The organism is Rathayibacter sp. PhB186 (genome assembly GCF_003751825.1).
Classification (GTDB): Bacteria; Actinomycetota; Actinomycetes; order Actinomycetales; family Microbacteriaceae; genus Rathayibacter; species Rathayibacter festucae.
In genome coordinates this window covers 1,535,629-1,549,917 of the sequence record NZ_RJKO01000001.1, presented here as the reverse complement: position 1 = coordinate 1,549,917, position 14,289 = coordinate 1,535,629, and the positions used below count along the sequence as shown (strand labels likewise).

Genomic DNA, 14,289 nt, shown 5'->3' with positions numbered 1-14,289 from the left:
CGCTTTCTTCACACGACTGCAACACGTCCCTCATCGAGGGCACGGGGCACCCGCGGCGCCCTCATTCGGTGCGCAGGGCCCGCTTCTCGCGCTCCAGCTCGACCAGGCGGACCTGCACGGCGCGGGAGAGCACGGGGTCGGTCGAGGCGCGCTGCAGGGCGCCGCGCAGCTCGGCGATCTCGCGCAGGAGGTCGCGCTCGATCAGCGAGATGGCGACGTCCTTCGAGTAGCGGGCGAGGCCGGCCTCGTCGGCCGCCGGGATGGGCGCCACGGCGAGCTGGTGCACGAGCGAGGCGAACGGCCCGGGCACGTCGGCCGCCACGTGCTCGACCCAGTCGCGGTCCTGCGCGCGCTCGAGGTTGGCGACCACGGCGTCGCGGACGACGCGGAGGGTCTCGTTCGTGACGGCGGCGTGCGCGGCCCGGGCGAGCAGCGACTCCCCCATCACCTGGGGCAGCTGGAGCATGGCCATCAGCGCCTCGCGCTCGATCCGCGTGACGACGTCGACGGGGAGGTCGGCGATCCGGGCGCCGGCGGGCGCCTCGGGGGCGTCCTCCTGCGGGCGCTCGTCCCGGCCGCCCGGGGCGTTGCGCGCGCGCGAGCCGGCGGAGCGGACGGCGGAGTTGACCTCGGACATGTCCAGGCCGAGCATCCGGGCCAGCTCGCGGGAGTAGCCGGGGCGCAGCGCCGGGTCGCGGATCTCGGCGACGACCGGGGCGGCGGCGCGGAGGGCGGCGATCCGGCCCTCGACCGTGTCGAGGTCGTAGCGGGACAGCAGCTGCCGGATGACGAACTCGAACATCGGCTTCTTGTCGTCGATGAGGCGGCGGACGGCGTCGTCGCCGCGGTTGAGCCGCAGGTCGCACGGGTCGAGGCCCTCGGGCGCGACGGCGACGAAGGTCTGCGCGGCGAAGCGGTGCTCCTCCTGGAAGGCGCGCATCGCCGCCTTCTGGCCGGCGGCGTCCGGGTCGAAGGTGAAGACGACCTCGCCGACCCCGCTGTCGTCGCCGAGCACGCGGCGCAGGACCTTGATGTGGTCGACGCCGAAGGAGGTGCCGCAGGTGGCGACCGCGGTCGTGACGCCGGCGAGGTGGCAGGCCATCACGTCGGTGTAGCCCTCGACGACGACGACCCGGTGGCCGCGGGAGATGTCGCGCTTGGCCAGGTCGAGCCCGTAGAGGACCTGCGACTTGTGGTAGACGGGCGACTCGGGGGTGTTCAGGTACTTCGGGCCCTTGTCCTCCTCGAGCAGGCGGCGGGCGCCGAAGCCGACGGTCTGCCCGGTGACGTCGCGGATCGGCCAGACGAGGCGGCCGCGGAAGCGGTCGTAGACGCCGCCGCGGTTGCTGCTGCTGACGAGGCCCGCCGTGGTGAGCTCCTCCTCGGAGAAGCCGCGGCGCTTGAGCGCGGTGGTCAGGCCGTCCCAGCCGTCGGGGGCGAAGCCGACGCCGAAGCGGTCGGCCGCCGCGCGGTCGAAGCCGCGCTCGCCGAGGAAGCGGCGGCCGACGTCGGCGCCGGGGGTGGCGAGCTGCTCGCGGAAGAACTCCTCGGCGGCGTTGTTCGCGGCGATGAGCCGGGCGCGTCCGCCGGTCTCGGGGGCCTGGCCGCCGCCCTCCTCGTACTGCAGCGGGAAGCCGATGCGGCCGGCGAGCCGCTCGACCGTCTCGCTGAACGAGGTGTGGTCCATCTTCATGACGAAGCTGTAGACGTCGCCCGACTCCTGGCAGCCGAAGCAGTGGTAGAAGCCGGCCTGGGGTCGCACGTGGAAGCTCGGGCTGCGCTCGTCGTGGAACGGGCAGAGCCCCTTGAGCGAGCCGACGCCCGCCGACTTCAGGGTGACGTACTCGCCGACCACGTCCGCGATGTTGACCCTGGCCTTGACCTCCTCGACATCCGTCTGTCGAATCCGAGGCATGCCTCCCATCGTATCCGCCGCCACCCGCCCCCCGGCCGAGTGCGCCGTTTCCGCCCGCCCCGCACGCTGGTCGAGCAGCCGCGGAACCAGTAAGAAGGAGCGCCGACCGGCGCACGCACATGCTGGTCGAGCAGCCCCAGAACCAGCAAGGAGGAGCGCCGAACGGCGCACCCGCCTCCCGCGCACATGCTGGTCGAGCAGCCCCAGAACGCGGCGTATCGAGACCCACCGTCATCAGCAGAGCGGGCCTGCAGACTCGTCCTGCTGACGCTGGTCGATCTCGATACGCCCGCTGCGCGGGCTACTCGATCAGCATGGGCCTCCCACCGGACCGGACACGTCGGTCTCGATACGGGCGCTCCGCGCCCTACTCGACCAGCATGGATGCCGGAAAGCTCAGCCTTCCGGCGGGCACGCCGCAGGGTGCAGCCGGAGGCGCGATTCGCGTGCCAGCGAATCGCGCTAGGCGTCCGCGACCCGCTCTGCGGAACGGACCACCCCGAGGAGCCGACCGCGCGGACGCCGGGCGGGGACCGGCGTCCGAGCGAGCCGGGCTGCGCCCGGCGAGCTCAGTGGCACAGCCTCTCGAACCAGCTGAGGGCGCTCTGGTCGGTGAGGTTGGCGACCTGGTCGACGACGACGCGGCGGCGGGCGTCGTCGGTGCCGGCGGCGTTCCAGTCCTCGGCGAAGCCGGCGTCGAGGGCGCCGGCGCCGCGTTCGAGGAGGGTGTCGGCGAGTCGGGTGAGGACCTCGCGCTGCTGGGCGTAGATCGGCTGGCGGGTGTTCCGCGACATCACGAAGGTGGCGACGATGCCCTTGAGCACGGCGATCTCGGCCTGCTGCTCGCGGGGGACGACGACGTGGCCGCCGAAGCGGACGAGGTCGGGGTGGGAGTAGGCGTCCCGGGTGGCCTCGGTGGCGGAGGCGGCGAAGCGGCCGATGAGCTGGCTGGTGAGGTTCTTCAGCCGGGCCTGGTCGCGGCGGGAGCCGTCCCAGGAGTCGACCCAGACGTCGAGCGAGTCGAGGCGGTCGAACGCGGCGACGAGCTCGTCGTGGCCGATCTCGCCGCCGACCCAGGAGTGCATCGACTCGACGAGGTCGTCGTGGTCCACGCGGGACCCGAGCGCGGCGACGTCGATGTAGCCGGAGAACACGGCGTCCTCGAAGTCGTGCACCGAGTAGGCGATGTCGTCGGAGAGGTCCATCACCTCGGCCTCGATGCAGCGGACTCCCTCGGGGGCGCCCTCGCGCATCCAGGTGAAGGCGGGCTCGTCGTCGGCGTAGAAGCCGTACTTGGCGCGGCCGGACGGATCGGCGACGGAGCGGGTGTCGGGCCACGGGTACTTGCAGCTGGCGTCGAGGCTCGAGCGGGTGAGGTTCAGGCCGTACGGGCGGTCGTCCTCGCCGAACACCTTCGCCTCGAGCCGGGTCAGCAGCCGGAAGGTCTGCGCGTTGCCCTCGAAGCCGCCGATCGACTCGGCCCAGGTGTTGAGGGCGCGCTCGCCGTTGTGGCCGAAGGGCGGGTGGCCGATGTCGTGCGCGAGGCAGGCGGTGTCGACGACGTCGGGGTCGAGGTCGAGGCTCGTGGCGAGCTCGCGGCCGATCTGGGCGACCTCGAGCGAGTGGGTCAGCCGGTTGCGGGCGAAGTCGACGCCGGCGGTCGGGCTGAGCACCTGCGTCTTCGCCGCGAGGCGGCGGAGCGAGCTGGAGTGGAAGAGCCGGGCGCGATCGCGGGCGAAGTCGGAGCGGCGGGTGCTGTGGTCCTCCGGCAGGAACCGCTCGACGTCGACGAGCGAGTACCCCCAGAGCGCGCGGTCATCCACCGCTGTGGTGGATCTCGGCGGCCGAGACGGCGTCGCGCTGGTCGGCGTTCAGCTCGCGGGACTCGAGCCAGCGGTCGGGCAGCGACGGCGTCTTCGGCGAGCCGCCGCGGCCTCGCTGGCCCTCGGCCGCCTCGCCCGGGTACGGCACGTCGGGGTCGAGGGTGGCGAGCAGCTCGTCGAGCTCGGCGAGGGTGACCACGGAGGCCATCTTCGCGCGCAGGTCGCCGCCGACGGGGTAGCCCTTGAAGTACCAGGCGACGTGCTTGCGGATGTCGCGGCAGCCGCGCTCCTCGCTCTCGAAGAACTCGCAGATCAGCTGGGCGTGCCGGCGGAAGGCCGTGGCGACCTGGCCGAGGGTCGGGGTGAAGCGCTCGTCCGAGTCCGCGAAGGCGGCGGCGAGGTCGCCGAAAAGCCACGGGCGGCCGAGGCAGCCGCGCCCGACGACGACGCCGTCGCAGCCGGTCTCGCTCATCATCCGCAGCGCGTCCTCGGCCGACCAGATGTCGCCGTTGCCGAGCACCGGGACGCTCGTGATCGCCTGCTTGAGGGTCGTGATCGCCGACCAGTCGGCCTGGCCGCTGTAGAACTCGGAGGCGGTGCGGGCGTGCAGCGCGATCGACGCGACTCCCGCGCCCTCCGCGGCCCGGCCGGCCTCGAGGTAGGTGAGGTGGTCGGAGTCGATGCCCTTGCGCATCTTGACCGTCAGCGGGATGTCACCCGCGGCCCGCACCGCGCCCTCGACGATCTGACGGAACAGCGGGAGCTTCCACGGCAGGGCCGCTCCCCCGCCCTTGCGGGTGACCTTCGCGACGGGGCAGCCGAAGTTGAGGTCGATGTGGTCGGCGCGGTCCTCGGCGACGAGCATGGTGACGGCCTCGGCGACCGTCTTCGGGTCGACCCCGTAGAGCTGGATCGAGCGGACCTTCTCGCTGGGGTGGTGGCGGATGAGGCGCATCGACTCCGGGGTGCGCTCGACGAGCGCGCGGGAGGTGATCATCTCGCTGACGTAGAGCCCGTTGCCGAACTCGCGGCAGAGCCGGCGGAACGCAGTGTTGGTGATCCCGGCCATGGGCGCGAGGACGACGGGGGCGTCGAGTTCGAGGGGGCCGATCCGGAGCGCCGGCGCGGTGCGCGCGGGCGGTGCGGCCATGAGAGTGGAGGACATCGGTATCGATTCTCCCAGATCCTGTGTTGGGGAAGGCGAACGAGCGGAGAGGTGGGGACGGATGGACGGGAACGGCACTGTGGAGGACGGCACCGTGGAGGACGGCACTGTGGAGGACGGCACCGCGGAGGACCGCACCGCGGAGGACCGCACCGCGGAGGACCGCACCGCGGAGGACGGCCCGGCGCGGTTCGAGGCGGATGCGCGCGAGCGCGGACTCGACGTCGAGATCGTCGACCGCCCGGAGGCCGGCAGCCTGGCCGAGGCGGCCGAGCTGCTGGGCATCGAGCCCGGCTCGATCGTGAAGTCACTGGTGGTCAAGCGCCACGACGGCGGCTTCCTCTTCGCGCTGGTGCCCGGCGGCCGGCAGATCTCCTGGCCGCTGCTGCGCGCGGTGGTCGGCGTGAACAAGCTCCGCCTGCCCGACGAGTCGGTGGCGCTGGAGGCGACGGGCTACCGCCGCGGCACGATCACGCCGATCGGCTCGACCACCGCCTGGCCGGTCGTCGCGGACGAGCGGATCGTCGGCCGCAGGATCGCGATGGGCGCCGGCACGAGCGGCCGGAGCGCTTTCGTGGAGGCCGACGCGCTGATCGCCGCCTACGGCGCGACGGTCGCCGACATCACGATCGAGGAGCCTGCTCGCTGACAGCGGGAGCGCCGGGAGCCGGCACCGAGCAGACACCGTCCTCGCAGACGGGCACGTCCGCGGCGCCGAGCATCTCGAACGGCCCGCTCGGCACTCGATCGCTCACGCGACGACCGCCCGCTGCGACAGCACGTGCTCGAGCACCTCGGTGAACGCTGTCGGCTCCTGCGCTCCGGAGACCCCGAAGCGGCCGTCGAGCACGAAGAACGGCACCCCGTTGATCCCGTACTCGCGGGCCTGCGCGATGTCGGACTGCACGTCGGCGAGGTGCCGCTGCTCGTCCAGCGCGCGTAGAGCCTCGTCGGCGTCGAGCCCGACCTCGGCGGAGAGGGCGGCCAGGACGTCGGAGTCCGCGAGGTCGCGCCCCTCGACGAAGTAGGCGCGGAGCAGTCGCTCCTTCAGCTCGAGCTGCAGCCCGTTCGCCTTCGCGTGGTGCAGCGCCTGGTGCGCCCGGACGGTCTTCACGTGCACGACCGACTCGAAGTGGTAGTCGAGGTCGACTCCCGCCGCGATCGCGGTGACGGAGTCGAGCATCTGCTGCGCCTGCTCCAGCGGGACGCCCTTGTGCTGGGCGAGGAACTCGGCCGTGCCGCCGCGGTAGTCCTCCGGCGTCTCCGGCGACAGCTCGAAGCTGCGGTACTCGACCGCGACCTCCGGCGCGTCGGGGTGCGCGGCGCGGAACGCCGCCAGCCCGCGCTCGAACTTGCGCTTGCCGATGTAGCACCAGGGGCAGGCGATGTCGGACCAGATGTCGACGGTGATGGGGGTCTGCGCTTCGCTCACTCCGAGGACAACCGCTGCCACCGGGAGCTATTCCCGCAGCACCCGGACGAGCTCGTCGACGTCGGACTCGTCGTTCCAGAGGTGGAAGGCGACGCGGAGGCGCCCGCCGCGGCCCGAGACGCGCAGCCCCGCGGCCTGCAGGCGCGCCAGATCGGCGCCGTCCTCGTCCGGCCAGGAGACGATCGCGCGGTGCTGCGGCGCGCGGTCGAGGCGCTCGCAGAGCTGGTCGCCCAGCCCGGTGGCGCGCGCCCAGACCGCGGCGAGGTCGAGGGAGCGGAACAGCTCGAGCGACGCCTCCGCCCCGACGAACGCCTGCCAGGCGGGCGAGACGTCGAATCGGCGGGCGTTCTCGGCGAGGTGCATCGCGGGCCCGTAGCAGGAGGACCAGACGTCCTCCCCCGAGTACCAGCCGGCCTGCACCGGCAGCAGCTCGGCCGCGTACTCGGGCGAGACGGTGAGGAAGGCGACGCCGCGCGGCGAGCAGAGCCACTTGTAGGCGTGGGTGAGGGTCGCGTCGAAGCGGGAGGCGTCCACCGGCAGCACGCCCGCCGCCTGGGTCAGATCGCAGGCCGTGCGCACGCCGTGGCGGGCGGCCGCCTCGACGACCGCGTCGAGGTCGGCGAGCGCTCCGCTGCTGGACTGCACGGCCGAGAAGACGACGAGGTCGTCGGCGTCCTCGACCGAGTCGGCGAGCGCCTCCAGAGGCACCGAGCGCACCACGACGCCGCGGTGGGCCTGGGCGAGGAAGGGGAAGACGATCGAGGAGAAGTCGCCGTCGACGCAGAGGACGTGCGCTCCGTCCGAGAGCGATGCGGCGAGCACGGCGGCCATCGCCGAGGTCTGCGAGCCGATCGCGACCCGGTCGACCGGCACTCCGGCGATCTGCGCGAAGGAGGCTCGGGCGCGCTCGGCGACCGCTCCGTAGCCCGCGGCGGTACCGCAGCCGGCCGACCACTCGTCGAGGTCCGCGCGCAGGGCCTCGGCGGTCGCGCGAGGCGGCAGGCCCAGCGTGCAGGCGTTGTGGTACCCGCGGGCGCCGGGGAAGAGCGCTCGGAGGTCGGCGGGGGCCGGGGATGCGGTGCTCACCCTCCGAGGATCCCCCTCGACGCCCGGATCGCCAACCTCGCGGCAGTACCGGGCGCGTCGTGCGTCACCGCGCGGCGAGGGCGTGGGCCTGCTCGATCAGCGCGACCACTGCTCGAGCGTCCTGCACGTCGACGGGTGATGGAGCGCCGTCGAGCAGGGCGCGGGCGACTCCCGCGAGGAAGGCGGCGTAGTTCCCGCGCTCGCTCGGCACGGCCGTCGTGCCGCGCTCGTCGGCCAGCATCCCCTCCGCGCCCTGCGGAACGACGCCGAAGTCCTCGTCCAGCGGAGTGGCGCCGCCGCCGCGCAGCGCGCCCTCCTGCGGGTCGAGGCCGTCGACCGAGAACGCGGCCCGCGTCCCGAGCACCCGGAAGCGCGGGGCGGAGGCGCGGGCGACCCGGCTCATCGTCAGGTGCGAGCGCACTCCGGATTCGTGGAGCAGCGAGACGAAGGCGTCGTCCTCGCTCGCACCGCCCGCGTGCACGACGCGGGTCTCCGCCGCGGTGACGACGGCCGGACCGAAGAGCACCAGGGCCTGGTCGACGAGGTGGCTGCCGAGGTCGAAGAGGATGCCGCCGCCCTGCGCAGGACCGATCGCCGTCTGCCAGCGCCCGGTCTTCGGAGCGCTCCAGCGCTCGAACGTCGACTCGAAGCGGATCACGTCGCCGAGCGCTCCCTCCGCGAGGAGCCGGCGCAACGTCAGGAAGTCGGCGTCCCAGCGGCGGTTCTGGAAGACGAACACCGGCGCCCCGCCCGCCTGCGACGCGGCGAGGATCGCGTCGACGTCGGCCGTGCTCGGCGCGAAAGGCTTGTCGATCACGACCGCGACGCCGGCGGCGAGCACCTGCTCGGCCTGCTCGCGGTGCACGGAGGGCGGCGTCGCGAGGACCACCAGGTCGGGTCGCTCGGCGAGCACCGCGTCGAGGCCGACGACGATCCGTGCGCCGGGATGCGCGGCCGCCGCCGCCGCCGCCCGCTCCGGATCGCTGGTCGAGATCGCGACCAGCGCGACGTCCGGGTGCGCCTCGAGGAACGGTGCGTGGAAGATCCGGCCGGCGAGTCCGTAGCCGACGAGCCCGACGCGGAGTGTGCTGGTCCCGATCGTCATGCTCCGATGGTAGCCAGCGGCGCCACCGGGCCCGCCCGTCACGCCGACTCCCCCCACCAGCCGAGGTGTCTCGCGGGCAGGCGGACGGAGAAGAGTAGGCCAACCGCGCCGCGATCATCTCCGAACAGCGTCCACTGCACGCCGGCCCGGTCTCTGCGGCCCCCGCTCCCTACGCTGACCACTCACCCGCGACGCCGCCTCGTCGCGGCCGCGGCGACGTCCGGATCCGCCGCCGATCGCGAGACGAGTCGACGCCGTGCGGATCACGAGCCGACGACCGCGTCGCGGCGACATGAGCGGTGACGAGCGATTCACGAGGGATGGACACGATGAAGAAGAATCCGATGATCGGCGCGGGGTGCCTCCTGGCGCTGATGCTGTCCGGCTGCACCGCCGGCACCGCCGGCACGGTGGTCGACTCGACGAGCGGGCCCCGGGCGCAGGTGACCTCGTGGTTCACCCAGCACGGGGAGCCCTCCTGGTTCGACTGCCCGAGCGAGGCCGTGACGGGGCTCGACGGAGTGGACGTAACCTGCGGCAGCATCGCAGCGCCCGTCGACTGGAGCCGCCCCGACACCTCCGAGTCGGTGGACCTCGACCTGATCAGGGTCTCGATGGGCGGACCGCACGACGAGGTGCTGATGGTCAACCCGGGCGGACCGGGCGTCTCCGCGCGGAACATGGCCCTCGGCCTGGCGACCGTGCCGGAGACCGCTCCCGTCTTCGAGAAGTACGACGTGGTCGGCATCGAGCCGCGAGGCGTCAGCCCCGAGACGGCTCTCGCCTGCGACGTCGAGGCGATGACCGCCGACGACGCGGGTGCGGTGGAGGCGTGCTCGAGCACCAGCCGCTTCGCCGTCCACGCGTCCAGCACGGACGTGGCGATGGACCACGAGCTGCTGCGGCAGGCGCTGCAGCAGCCGGAGCTCGACTACTACGGCGCCTCCTACGGCACCTACATCGGCAGCGTCTACGCGACCCTCTTCCCGGACACCGTCGGCCGGATGATCCTCGACGGCGTCGCGGACACCGCCTCGCTGAACAGGGCGAGCGATCTCGAGGGCTTCGAGGCGAGCCTCACGCGCCTCCTCGCCGCCTGCACCTCGGGTGGCATCGGCGAATGCCCCTTCACCGGCGATGCGACGACGGCGGCCGAGCAGCTCACGGCCCTCCTGCAGACGCTGACGGCGGAGCCCCGGACGGCGACCGGCCCCGACGGCGCGCCCGCCGAGGTGGGCGGCCGCGAACTCGCGTCCTTCCTGCTGACCAGCCTGTACGAGCCGCGGTCCTCGTGGGGAGAGACGGTCGCCGTCCTCCGCGGGGTGGTGGCGGGCGACGCGGACGCGCTGGACGTCGTCGCGAGCACCGACGACTCGGCTGTCGACCGAGCACTCGAGTACGCCGTCTACTGCGCCGTCCCCGCGGTCCCCGGAGCGAGTGCCGCTCCGGTCGCGGGTGAGGGTCCGACGAGCACGGGGCCGCTCGGCGTCCTCGAGCAGGCGGACGACCCTGTCCGGGACTGCGACCGGTGGGGCGAGTACGAGCGCCTGGATCCGGCACTCTCCTACACGAGCGGGAACAGGATCCTCATCGCCTCCAACCTGCACGATCCGGCGACGCCGCACGCGGACGCCGTGCGGCTGCACGAGACCGAGGTGACGAACAGCACGCTCGTCGAGGTGGACGCGGACGGTCACGGCGCCCTGTACCGGGACTCGTCGTGCGCGACCGCCATCGCGAACGCCTTCCTCGTCGAGGGCACCCTTCCGGACGACCCGACCCGGTGCGGGACCGACGGCTGAGCCGCCGATCGTGCCGGGCGCGTCAGGCGGACGCGCCCGGCACGTCCACGGCGCCGCCGAAGCGGCGGGTGCGGCCGGCGTAGTGCTCGATCGCGCCCCAGAGATCCTCGCGGGTGAAGTCCGGCCAGAGCCGGTCGAGGAAGACCATCTCGGCGTAGGCGCTCTGCCAGAGCAGGAAGTTGCTGGTGCGCTGCTCGCCGGAGGAGCGCACGAAGAGGTCGACGTCCGGCATGTCGGGCAGGTAGAGCGCCTTGCCGATCGTCTTCTCGGTGATGCCGGACGGCTTCAGCCGGCCCGCGGCGACCTCGGCGGCGATCCGCTGCACCGCGTCGGCGATCTCGGTGCGGCCGCCGTAGTTGACGCACATGGTGAGCGTGAGGACGTCGTTGCCCTCGGTCAGCTTCTCGGCGTACTGCAGCTCGTTGATGACCGACGCCCAGAGCCGCGGCTTCCGGCCGGCCCAGCGCACGCGGACGCCCCACTCGTTGAGCTGGTCGCGGCGGCGGTGCAGCACGTCGCGGTTGAAGCCCATCAGGAAGCGCACCTCGTCGGGCGAGCGCTTCCAGTTCTCGGTCGAGAAGGCGTAGACGCTGAGGTGCTTGACGCCGATCTGGATCGCTCCCGCGACCACGTCGAGCAGCGACGCCTCGCCGCGCTTGTGCCCCTCCACCCGGGTCAGCCCGCGGGAGTTGGCCCAGCGGCCGTTGCCGTCCATCACGATCGCGACGTGCTCGGGCACCGCCTTGCGCGGCAGCTCCGGCGGGTGCACGCCGGTCCAGTCGAGGGGGCGGAACGGGACGGCGTCCCTGTGGGTGAACGGCTTCATCGGGTGACGTGCTCCAGAGATCTCAGTCCGCGCTCGAGGTGCCACTGGGTGTAGGCGGCGACCACGCCGCTCGCTCGGGAGCGGGTCGAGGGCTCCGTCGTCTCGGCGTGCTCCCAGTCTCCCGTGAGCAAGGCGCCGAGGAGGACGACCACCTCCGGGGCGACGCGCGGGGCGCCGGGGGGCGTGCAGTCCTCGCAGACGACCCCGCCGAGCTGGACGACCACCGCGCCGTGCGGGCCGGGGGTGCCGCAGCGCGCGCAGTCCTCGAAGCTCGGCGCCCAGCCGGCGATCGAGAGCGCGCGCAGCAGGTAGGAGTCGAGCGTGAGCACCGGCTCGTGCTCATGCTTCGAGAGCGAGCGCAGGGCGCCGACGAGCAGGAGGTACTGCTGCAGCGAGGCGTCGGCGTCGGTGAGGCGGTCGGCCGTCTCGACCATCGCGCTCGCCGCGGTGTAGCTGTCGTAGTCGGCCGCGATGATCGCGCCGTACGCGCCGAGGGACTCGGCCTGCGTGACGATGTCGAGGCTCCGGCTCTCGTAGAGCTGCAGGTCGGCGACCATGAACGGCTCGAGCCTCGAGCCGAACTTGGAGCCGGTCTTGCGCACGCCCTTCGCGACCGCACGGATCTTGCCGTGGCTGCGCGAGAGCAGCGTCACGATGCGGTCGGCCTCGCCCAGCTTGTGGGTGCGCAGCACGACGGCTTCGTCACGGTAGGTGGGCATGCGCTCGATTATCCTCCCCACCCCTGACAACCCCGCGGTGGACCGGCACCCGCCTGCTCCCGCCCGTGGAACGATGGCTCGGTGGCCGCCTCCCTCTTCGAGATCCCCGCCTGGGCCGACCTCCTCGCCATCGCGATCGGCTGCCTGCAGGGCGCGATGTTCGCCGGCGAGTTCCGCGACCGCCGGATCGACCTGCTGGGCGTCACGATCATCGGCACGGCGACGGGGCTCGGCGGCGGCGTGCTGCGCGATCTGCTGCTGCAGACCCCGCTCGTGGCGCTGCACACCAACGCCTACCTGCTCGTCGCGGTGACGGCCTCGCTCTTCGGCATGCTGCTGCAGCACGTGCTCAACCGGGTCGACGGCACGATCACGGCGCTCGACGCCCTGACGATCGGGCTCTTCGGCGCCATCGGCACGACGAAGGCGCTCTCGCTCGGCGTGCCGGAGGTGCCCGCCGTGTTCGTCGGCACCGTCTCGGCCGTCGGCGGCTCGGTGATCCGGGACATCCTGCTCAACCGGCCGATCGCGCTGATGCACGTGGGCTCGCTCTACGCGATCGCCGCGACCGGCGGCACGGTGGTGCTGGTGGTCGCGCTGCGGTTCGGGATGGTGATCGACTACGCGGCGCCGATCGCGGTGCTGGTCACGGCCGTCATCCGGCTGCTGGCGGTGCGCTACGGCTGGAGCCTGCCGGAGCAGCGGGCGCTGAGCCGGGTGCCGCGTCTGGGCTGGCGGAAGCGCGGCTGACGGCGGGGATGCACGTCCGGACGGCTCGCGGAAGCCCGCGCCCGTGTCGGGGGTCCGACCTAGGGTGGCGGCATGACCGCTGCGGGCACCACGACCGACCGACACGACGTGCTGATCATCGGCGGGGGGAACGCGGGACTCTCGGTCGCGGGGCGCCTCCGCCGCTACGGGGTGGCGGACGTCGCGGTGATCGAGCCGCGCGAGACGCACCTCTACCAGCCGATGTTCTCCCACGTCGCCGGCGGCACCGCTCCCGCCTCGAAGGCGACCCGGCCGCAGGGCTCGGTGACGCCGAAGGGAGTCACCTGGATCCGGGACCGTGTCGAGGCGATCGATCCCGTCGCGAAGACGGTCGTGCTCGCCTCCGGTCGGCGGGTCGGCTACGGCGACCTCGTCGTCTGCCCCGGCATCCAGAAGGACTGGTCCGCGGTGCCCGGGCTGACGGAGGCGATGGCGTCGCCGGTCGGCGTCTCGAACTACGAGTTCGAGTACGCGCGGAAAGCCTCGAGTGTCCTCCGCGGGGTCCGCTCCGGAACGGTCGTCTTCACGCAGCCCAGCGGCCCGGGCACCTGCTCGGGCGCCTCGCAGAAGCCGATGTACCTCGCCTGCGACTACTGGCGCGAGATCGGCGTGCTCGCGGACGTCCACGTCGTGCTGGTCGTGCCGACACCCACGATGTTCGGCATGCCGCTGATCGACGCGGAGCTCGAGCGCAAGGTGGCGGAGTACGGGATCGACGTGCGCTACAGCCGCGAGCTGGTCGAGGTGGACGCCGAGAAGCGGACGGTCGTCATCGCGGGCGACGACGGCCGCCGCGCGCAACTGGGTGTCGACCACGACGCCGGGCACGTCGGCACCGAGCAGCGGGAGACGCTCTCCTACGACGTGCTGCACGCGGTCCCGCCGCAGTCCGCACCGGACTGGCTCGCGGGCACCGGACTCGTGGCGGAGGGGAGCACGGGCGGCTTCGTCGAGGTCGACCCGCTGACGCTGCGCCACCCCCGCCACCCCGAGGTCTGGGCGCTCGGCGACGCCGCGGCGACCACCAACTCGAAGTCGGGCGGCGCGCTCCGGCAGCAGACGAAGACCCTGGCGAAGAACCTCGTCGCCGCCCGCAAGGGGAAGCCGCTCCCCCAGGTCTACAACGGCTACTCCGTCTGCCCGTTCGTCGTCTCGCGCTCGACCGTCGTCTTCGCCGAGTTCGACGACCGCTACCGCCCGAAGCCGACCATCCCCTTCTGGAAGGGCCTCGCGAAGGAGCGCCGCCTCACCTTCCTCGCTGACCGCTACCTGCTCCCCTGGGTCTACTGGAACCTCATCCTCCAGGGCCGCGCCTGAGACGGCACGGCGCCGCACCATGCTGGTCGAGTAGCCGCGGAACGCGGCGTATCGAGACCCACCACCGCATGGACGGGGGTCTCGATACGCCCGCTCCGCGAGCTACTCGACCAGCAAAAAAGGACAGCGCCGCCCCAGCGGCGACCGCAGCACCGCAGAGCATGCTGGTCGAGTAGCCGCGGGACGCGGCGTATCGAGACCCACCACCGCATGAACGCGGGTCTCGATGCGCCCGCTCCGCGGGCTACTCGACCAGCAAGGAAGTGGCAGCGCCGCATCTGCGGCGACCACAGCAGCGCAGAACATGCTGGTCGAGTAACCGCGGAAC

General features: G+C 72.7%; 12 protein-coding genes and 1 pseudogene. 4 read left to right on the top strand and 9 right to left on the bottom strand.

Going from position 1 to position 14,289, the window contains the following annotated elements:
* Positions 1 to 61: 61 nt before the first annotated feature.
* The 4 genes and pseudogenes from dnaG to EDF45_RS21950 all read right to left on the bottom strand — a co-directional run.
* Positions 62 to 1,915 (bottom strand): DNA primase, encoded by a 1,854-nt coding sequence (gene dnaG / locus EDF45_RS07220; RefSeq protein ID WP_123735465.1) that lies wholly within the window; start codon positions 1,913 to 1,915, stop codon positions 62 to 64.
* A gap of 569 nt (positions 1,916 to 2,484) precedes the next feature.
* On the bottom strand, positions 2,485 to 3,738 hold the full coding sequence (locus EDF45_RS07215; protein WP_123735464.1) for a deoxyguanosinetriphosphate triphosphohydrolase: 1,254 nt from the start codon (positions 3,736 to 3,738) through the stop codon (positions 2,485 to 2,487).
* Positions 3,731 to 4,903 carry a tRNA dihydrouridine synthase DusB gene (dusB, locus tag EDF45_RS07210; RefSeq protein WP_185020109.1) on the bottom strand — a complete coding sequence of 391 codons (1,173 nt, stop codon included), beginning with the start codon at positions 4,901 to 4,903 and terminating at the stop codon, positions 3,731 to 3,733. The genes EDF45_RS07215 and dusB overlap by 8 nt, the downstream gene beginning before the upstream one ends.
* Before the next feature lie 130 nt (positions 4,904 to 5,033).
* A pseudogene (locus EDF45_RS21950) lies at positions 5,034 to 5,105 on the bottom strand (hypothetical protein); the annotation flags it as partial.
* A gap of 27 nt (positions 5,106 to 5,132) precedes the next feature.
* Between EDF45_RS21950 and EDF45_RS07205 the strand changes: the two are divergent.
* Positions 5,133 to 5,552, top strand: coding sequence for an aminoacyl-tRNA deacylase (locus tag EDF45_RS07205; protein WP_243581848.1), 420 nt, complete (start codon positions 5,133 to 5,135; stop codon positions 5,550 to 5,552).
* A gap of 102 nt (positions 5,553 to 5,654) precedes the next feature.
* Here the strand turns inward: EDF45_RS07205 and EDF45_RS07200 are convergent, their stop codons facing one another.
* From EDF45_RS07200 to EDF45_RS07190, 3 genes are all read right to left on the bottom strand, one after another.
* On the bottom strand, positions 5,655 to 6,356 hold the full coding sequence (locus tag EDF45_RS07200) for a DsbA family protein (protein WP_260312360.1): 702 nt from the start codon (positions 6,354 to 6,356) through the stop codon (positions 5,655 to 5,657).
* Positions 6,357 to 6,362: 6 nt separating this feature from the next.
* The gene (locus EDF45_RS07195; RefSeq protein ID WP_123735460.1) at positions 6,363 to 7,421 is read right to left on the bottom strand and encodes an aminotransferase class V-fold PLP-dependent enzyme; all 1,059 of its coding nucleotides are present in this window, start codon (positions 7,419 to 7,421) and stop codon (positions 6,363 to 6,365) included.
* Positions 7,422 to 7,485: 64 nt separating this feature from the next.
* On the bottom strand, positions 7,486 to 8,526 hold the full coding sequence (locus tag EDF45_RS07190) for a Gfo/Idh/MocA family oxidoreductase (RefSeq protein WP_123735459.1): 1,041 nt from the start codon (positions 8,524 to 8,526) through the stop codon (positions 7,486 to 7,488).
* A gap of 329 nt (positions 8,527 to 8,855) precedes the next feature.
* Here EDF45_RS07190 and EDF45_RS07185 point away from each other — a divergent pair, with 329 nt between their 5' ends.
* On the top strand, positions 8,856 to 10,328 hold the full coding sequence (locus EDF45_RS07185; RefSeq protein ID WP_165909219.1) for an alpha/beta fold hydrolase: 1,473 nt from the start codon (positions 8,856 to 8,858) through the stop codon (positions 10,326 to 10,328).
* A gap of 22 nt (positions 10,329 to 10,350) precedes the next feature.
* Here the strand turns inward: EDF45_RS07185 and EDF45_RS07180 are convergent, their stop codons facing one another.
* Complete coding sequence (locus EDF45_RS07180) at positions 10,351 to 11,154, bottom strand: isoprenyl transferase (protein WP_123732113.1); 804 nt, start codon at positions 11,152 to 11,154, stop codon at positions 10,351 to 10,353.
* The gene (gene recO, locus EDF45_RS07175) at positions 11,151 to 11,873 is read right to left on the bottom strand and encodes a DNA repair protein RecO (RefSeq protein ID WP_123735457.1); all 723 of its coding nucleotides are present in this window, start codon (positions 11,871 to 11,873) and stop codon (positions 11,151 to 11,153) included. The genes EDF45_RS07180 and recO overlap by 4 nt, the downstream gene beginning before the upstream one ends.
* A gap of 81 nt (positions 11,874 to 11,954) precedes the next feature.
* On the opposite strand from recO, the gene EDF45_RS07170 reads away from it, so the two are divergent.
* Both EDF45_RS07170 and EDF45_RS07165 read left to right on the top strand, forming a co-directional pair.
* Positions 11,955 to 12,623, top strand: a complete 669-nt coding sequence (locus EDF45_RS07170; RefSeq protein ID WP_243581765.1) for a trimeric intracellular cation channel family protein — start codon at positions 11,955 to 11,957, stop codon at positions 12,621 to 12,623.
* Positions 12,624 to 12,695: 72 nt separating this feature from the next.
* Entirely contained in the window at positions 12,696 to 13,961 is a 1,266-nt protein-coding gene (locus tag EDF45_RS07165) for an NAD(P)/FAD-dependent oxidoreductase (protein ID WP_123735456.1), read from the top strand.
* Positions 13,962 to 14,289: the final 328 nt, after the last annotated feature.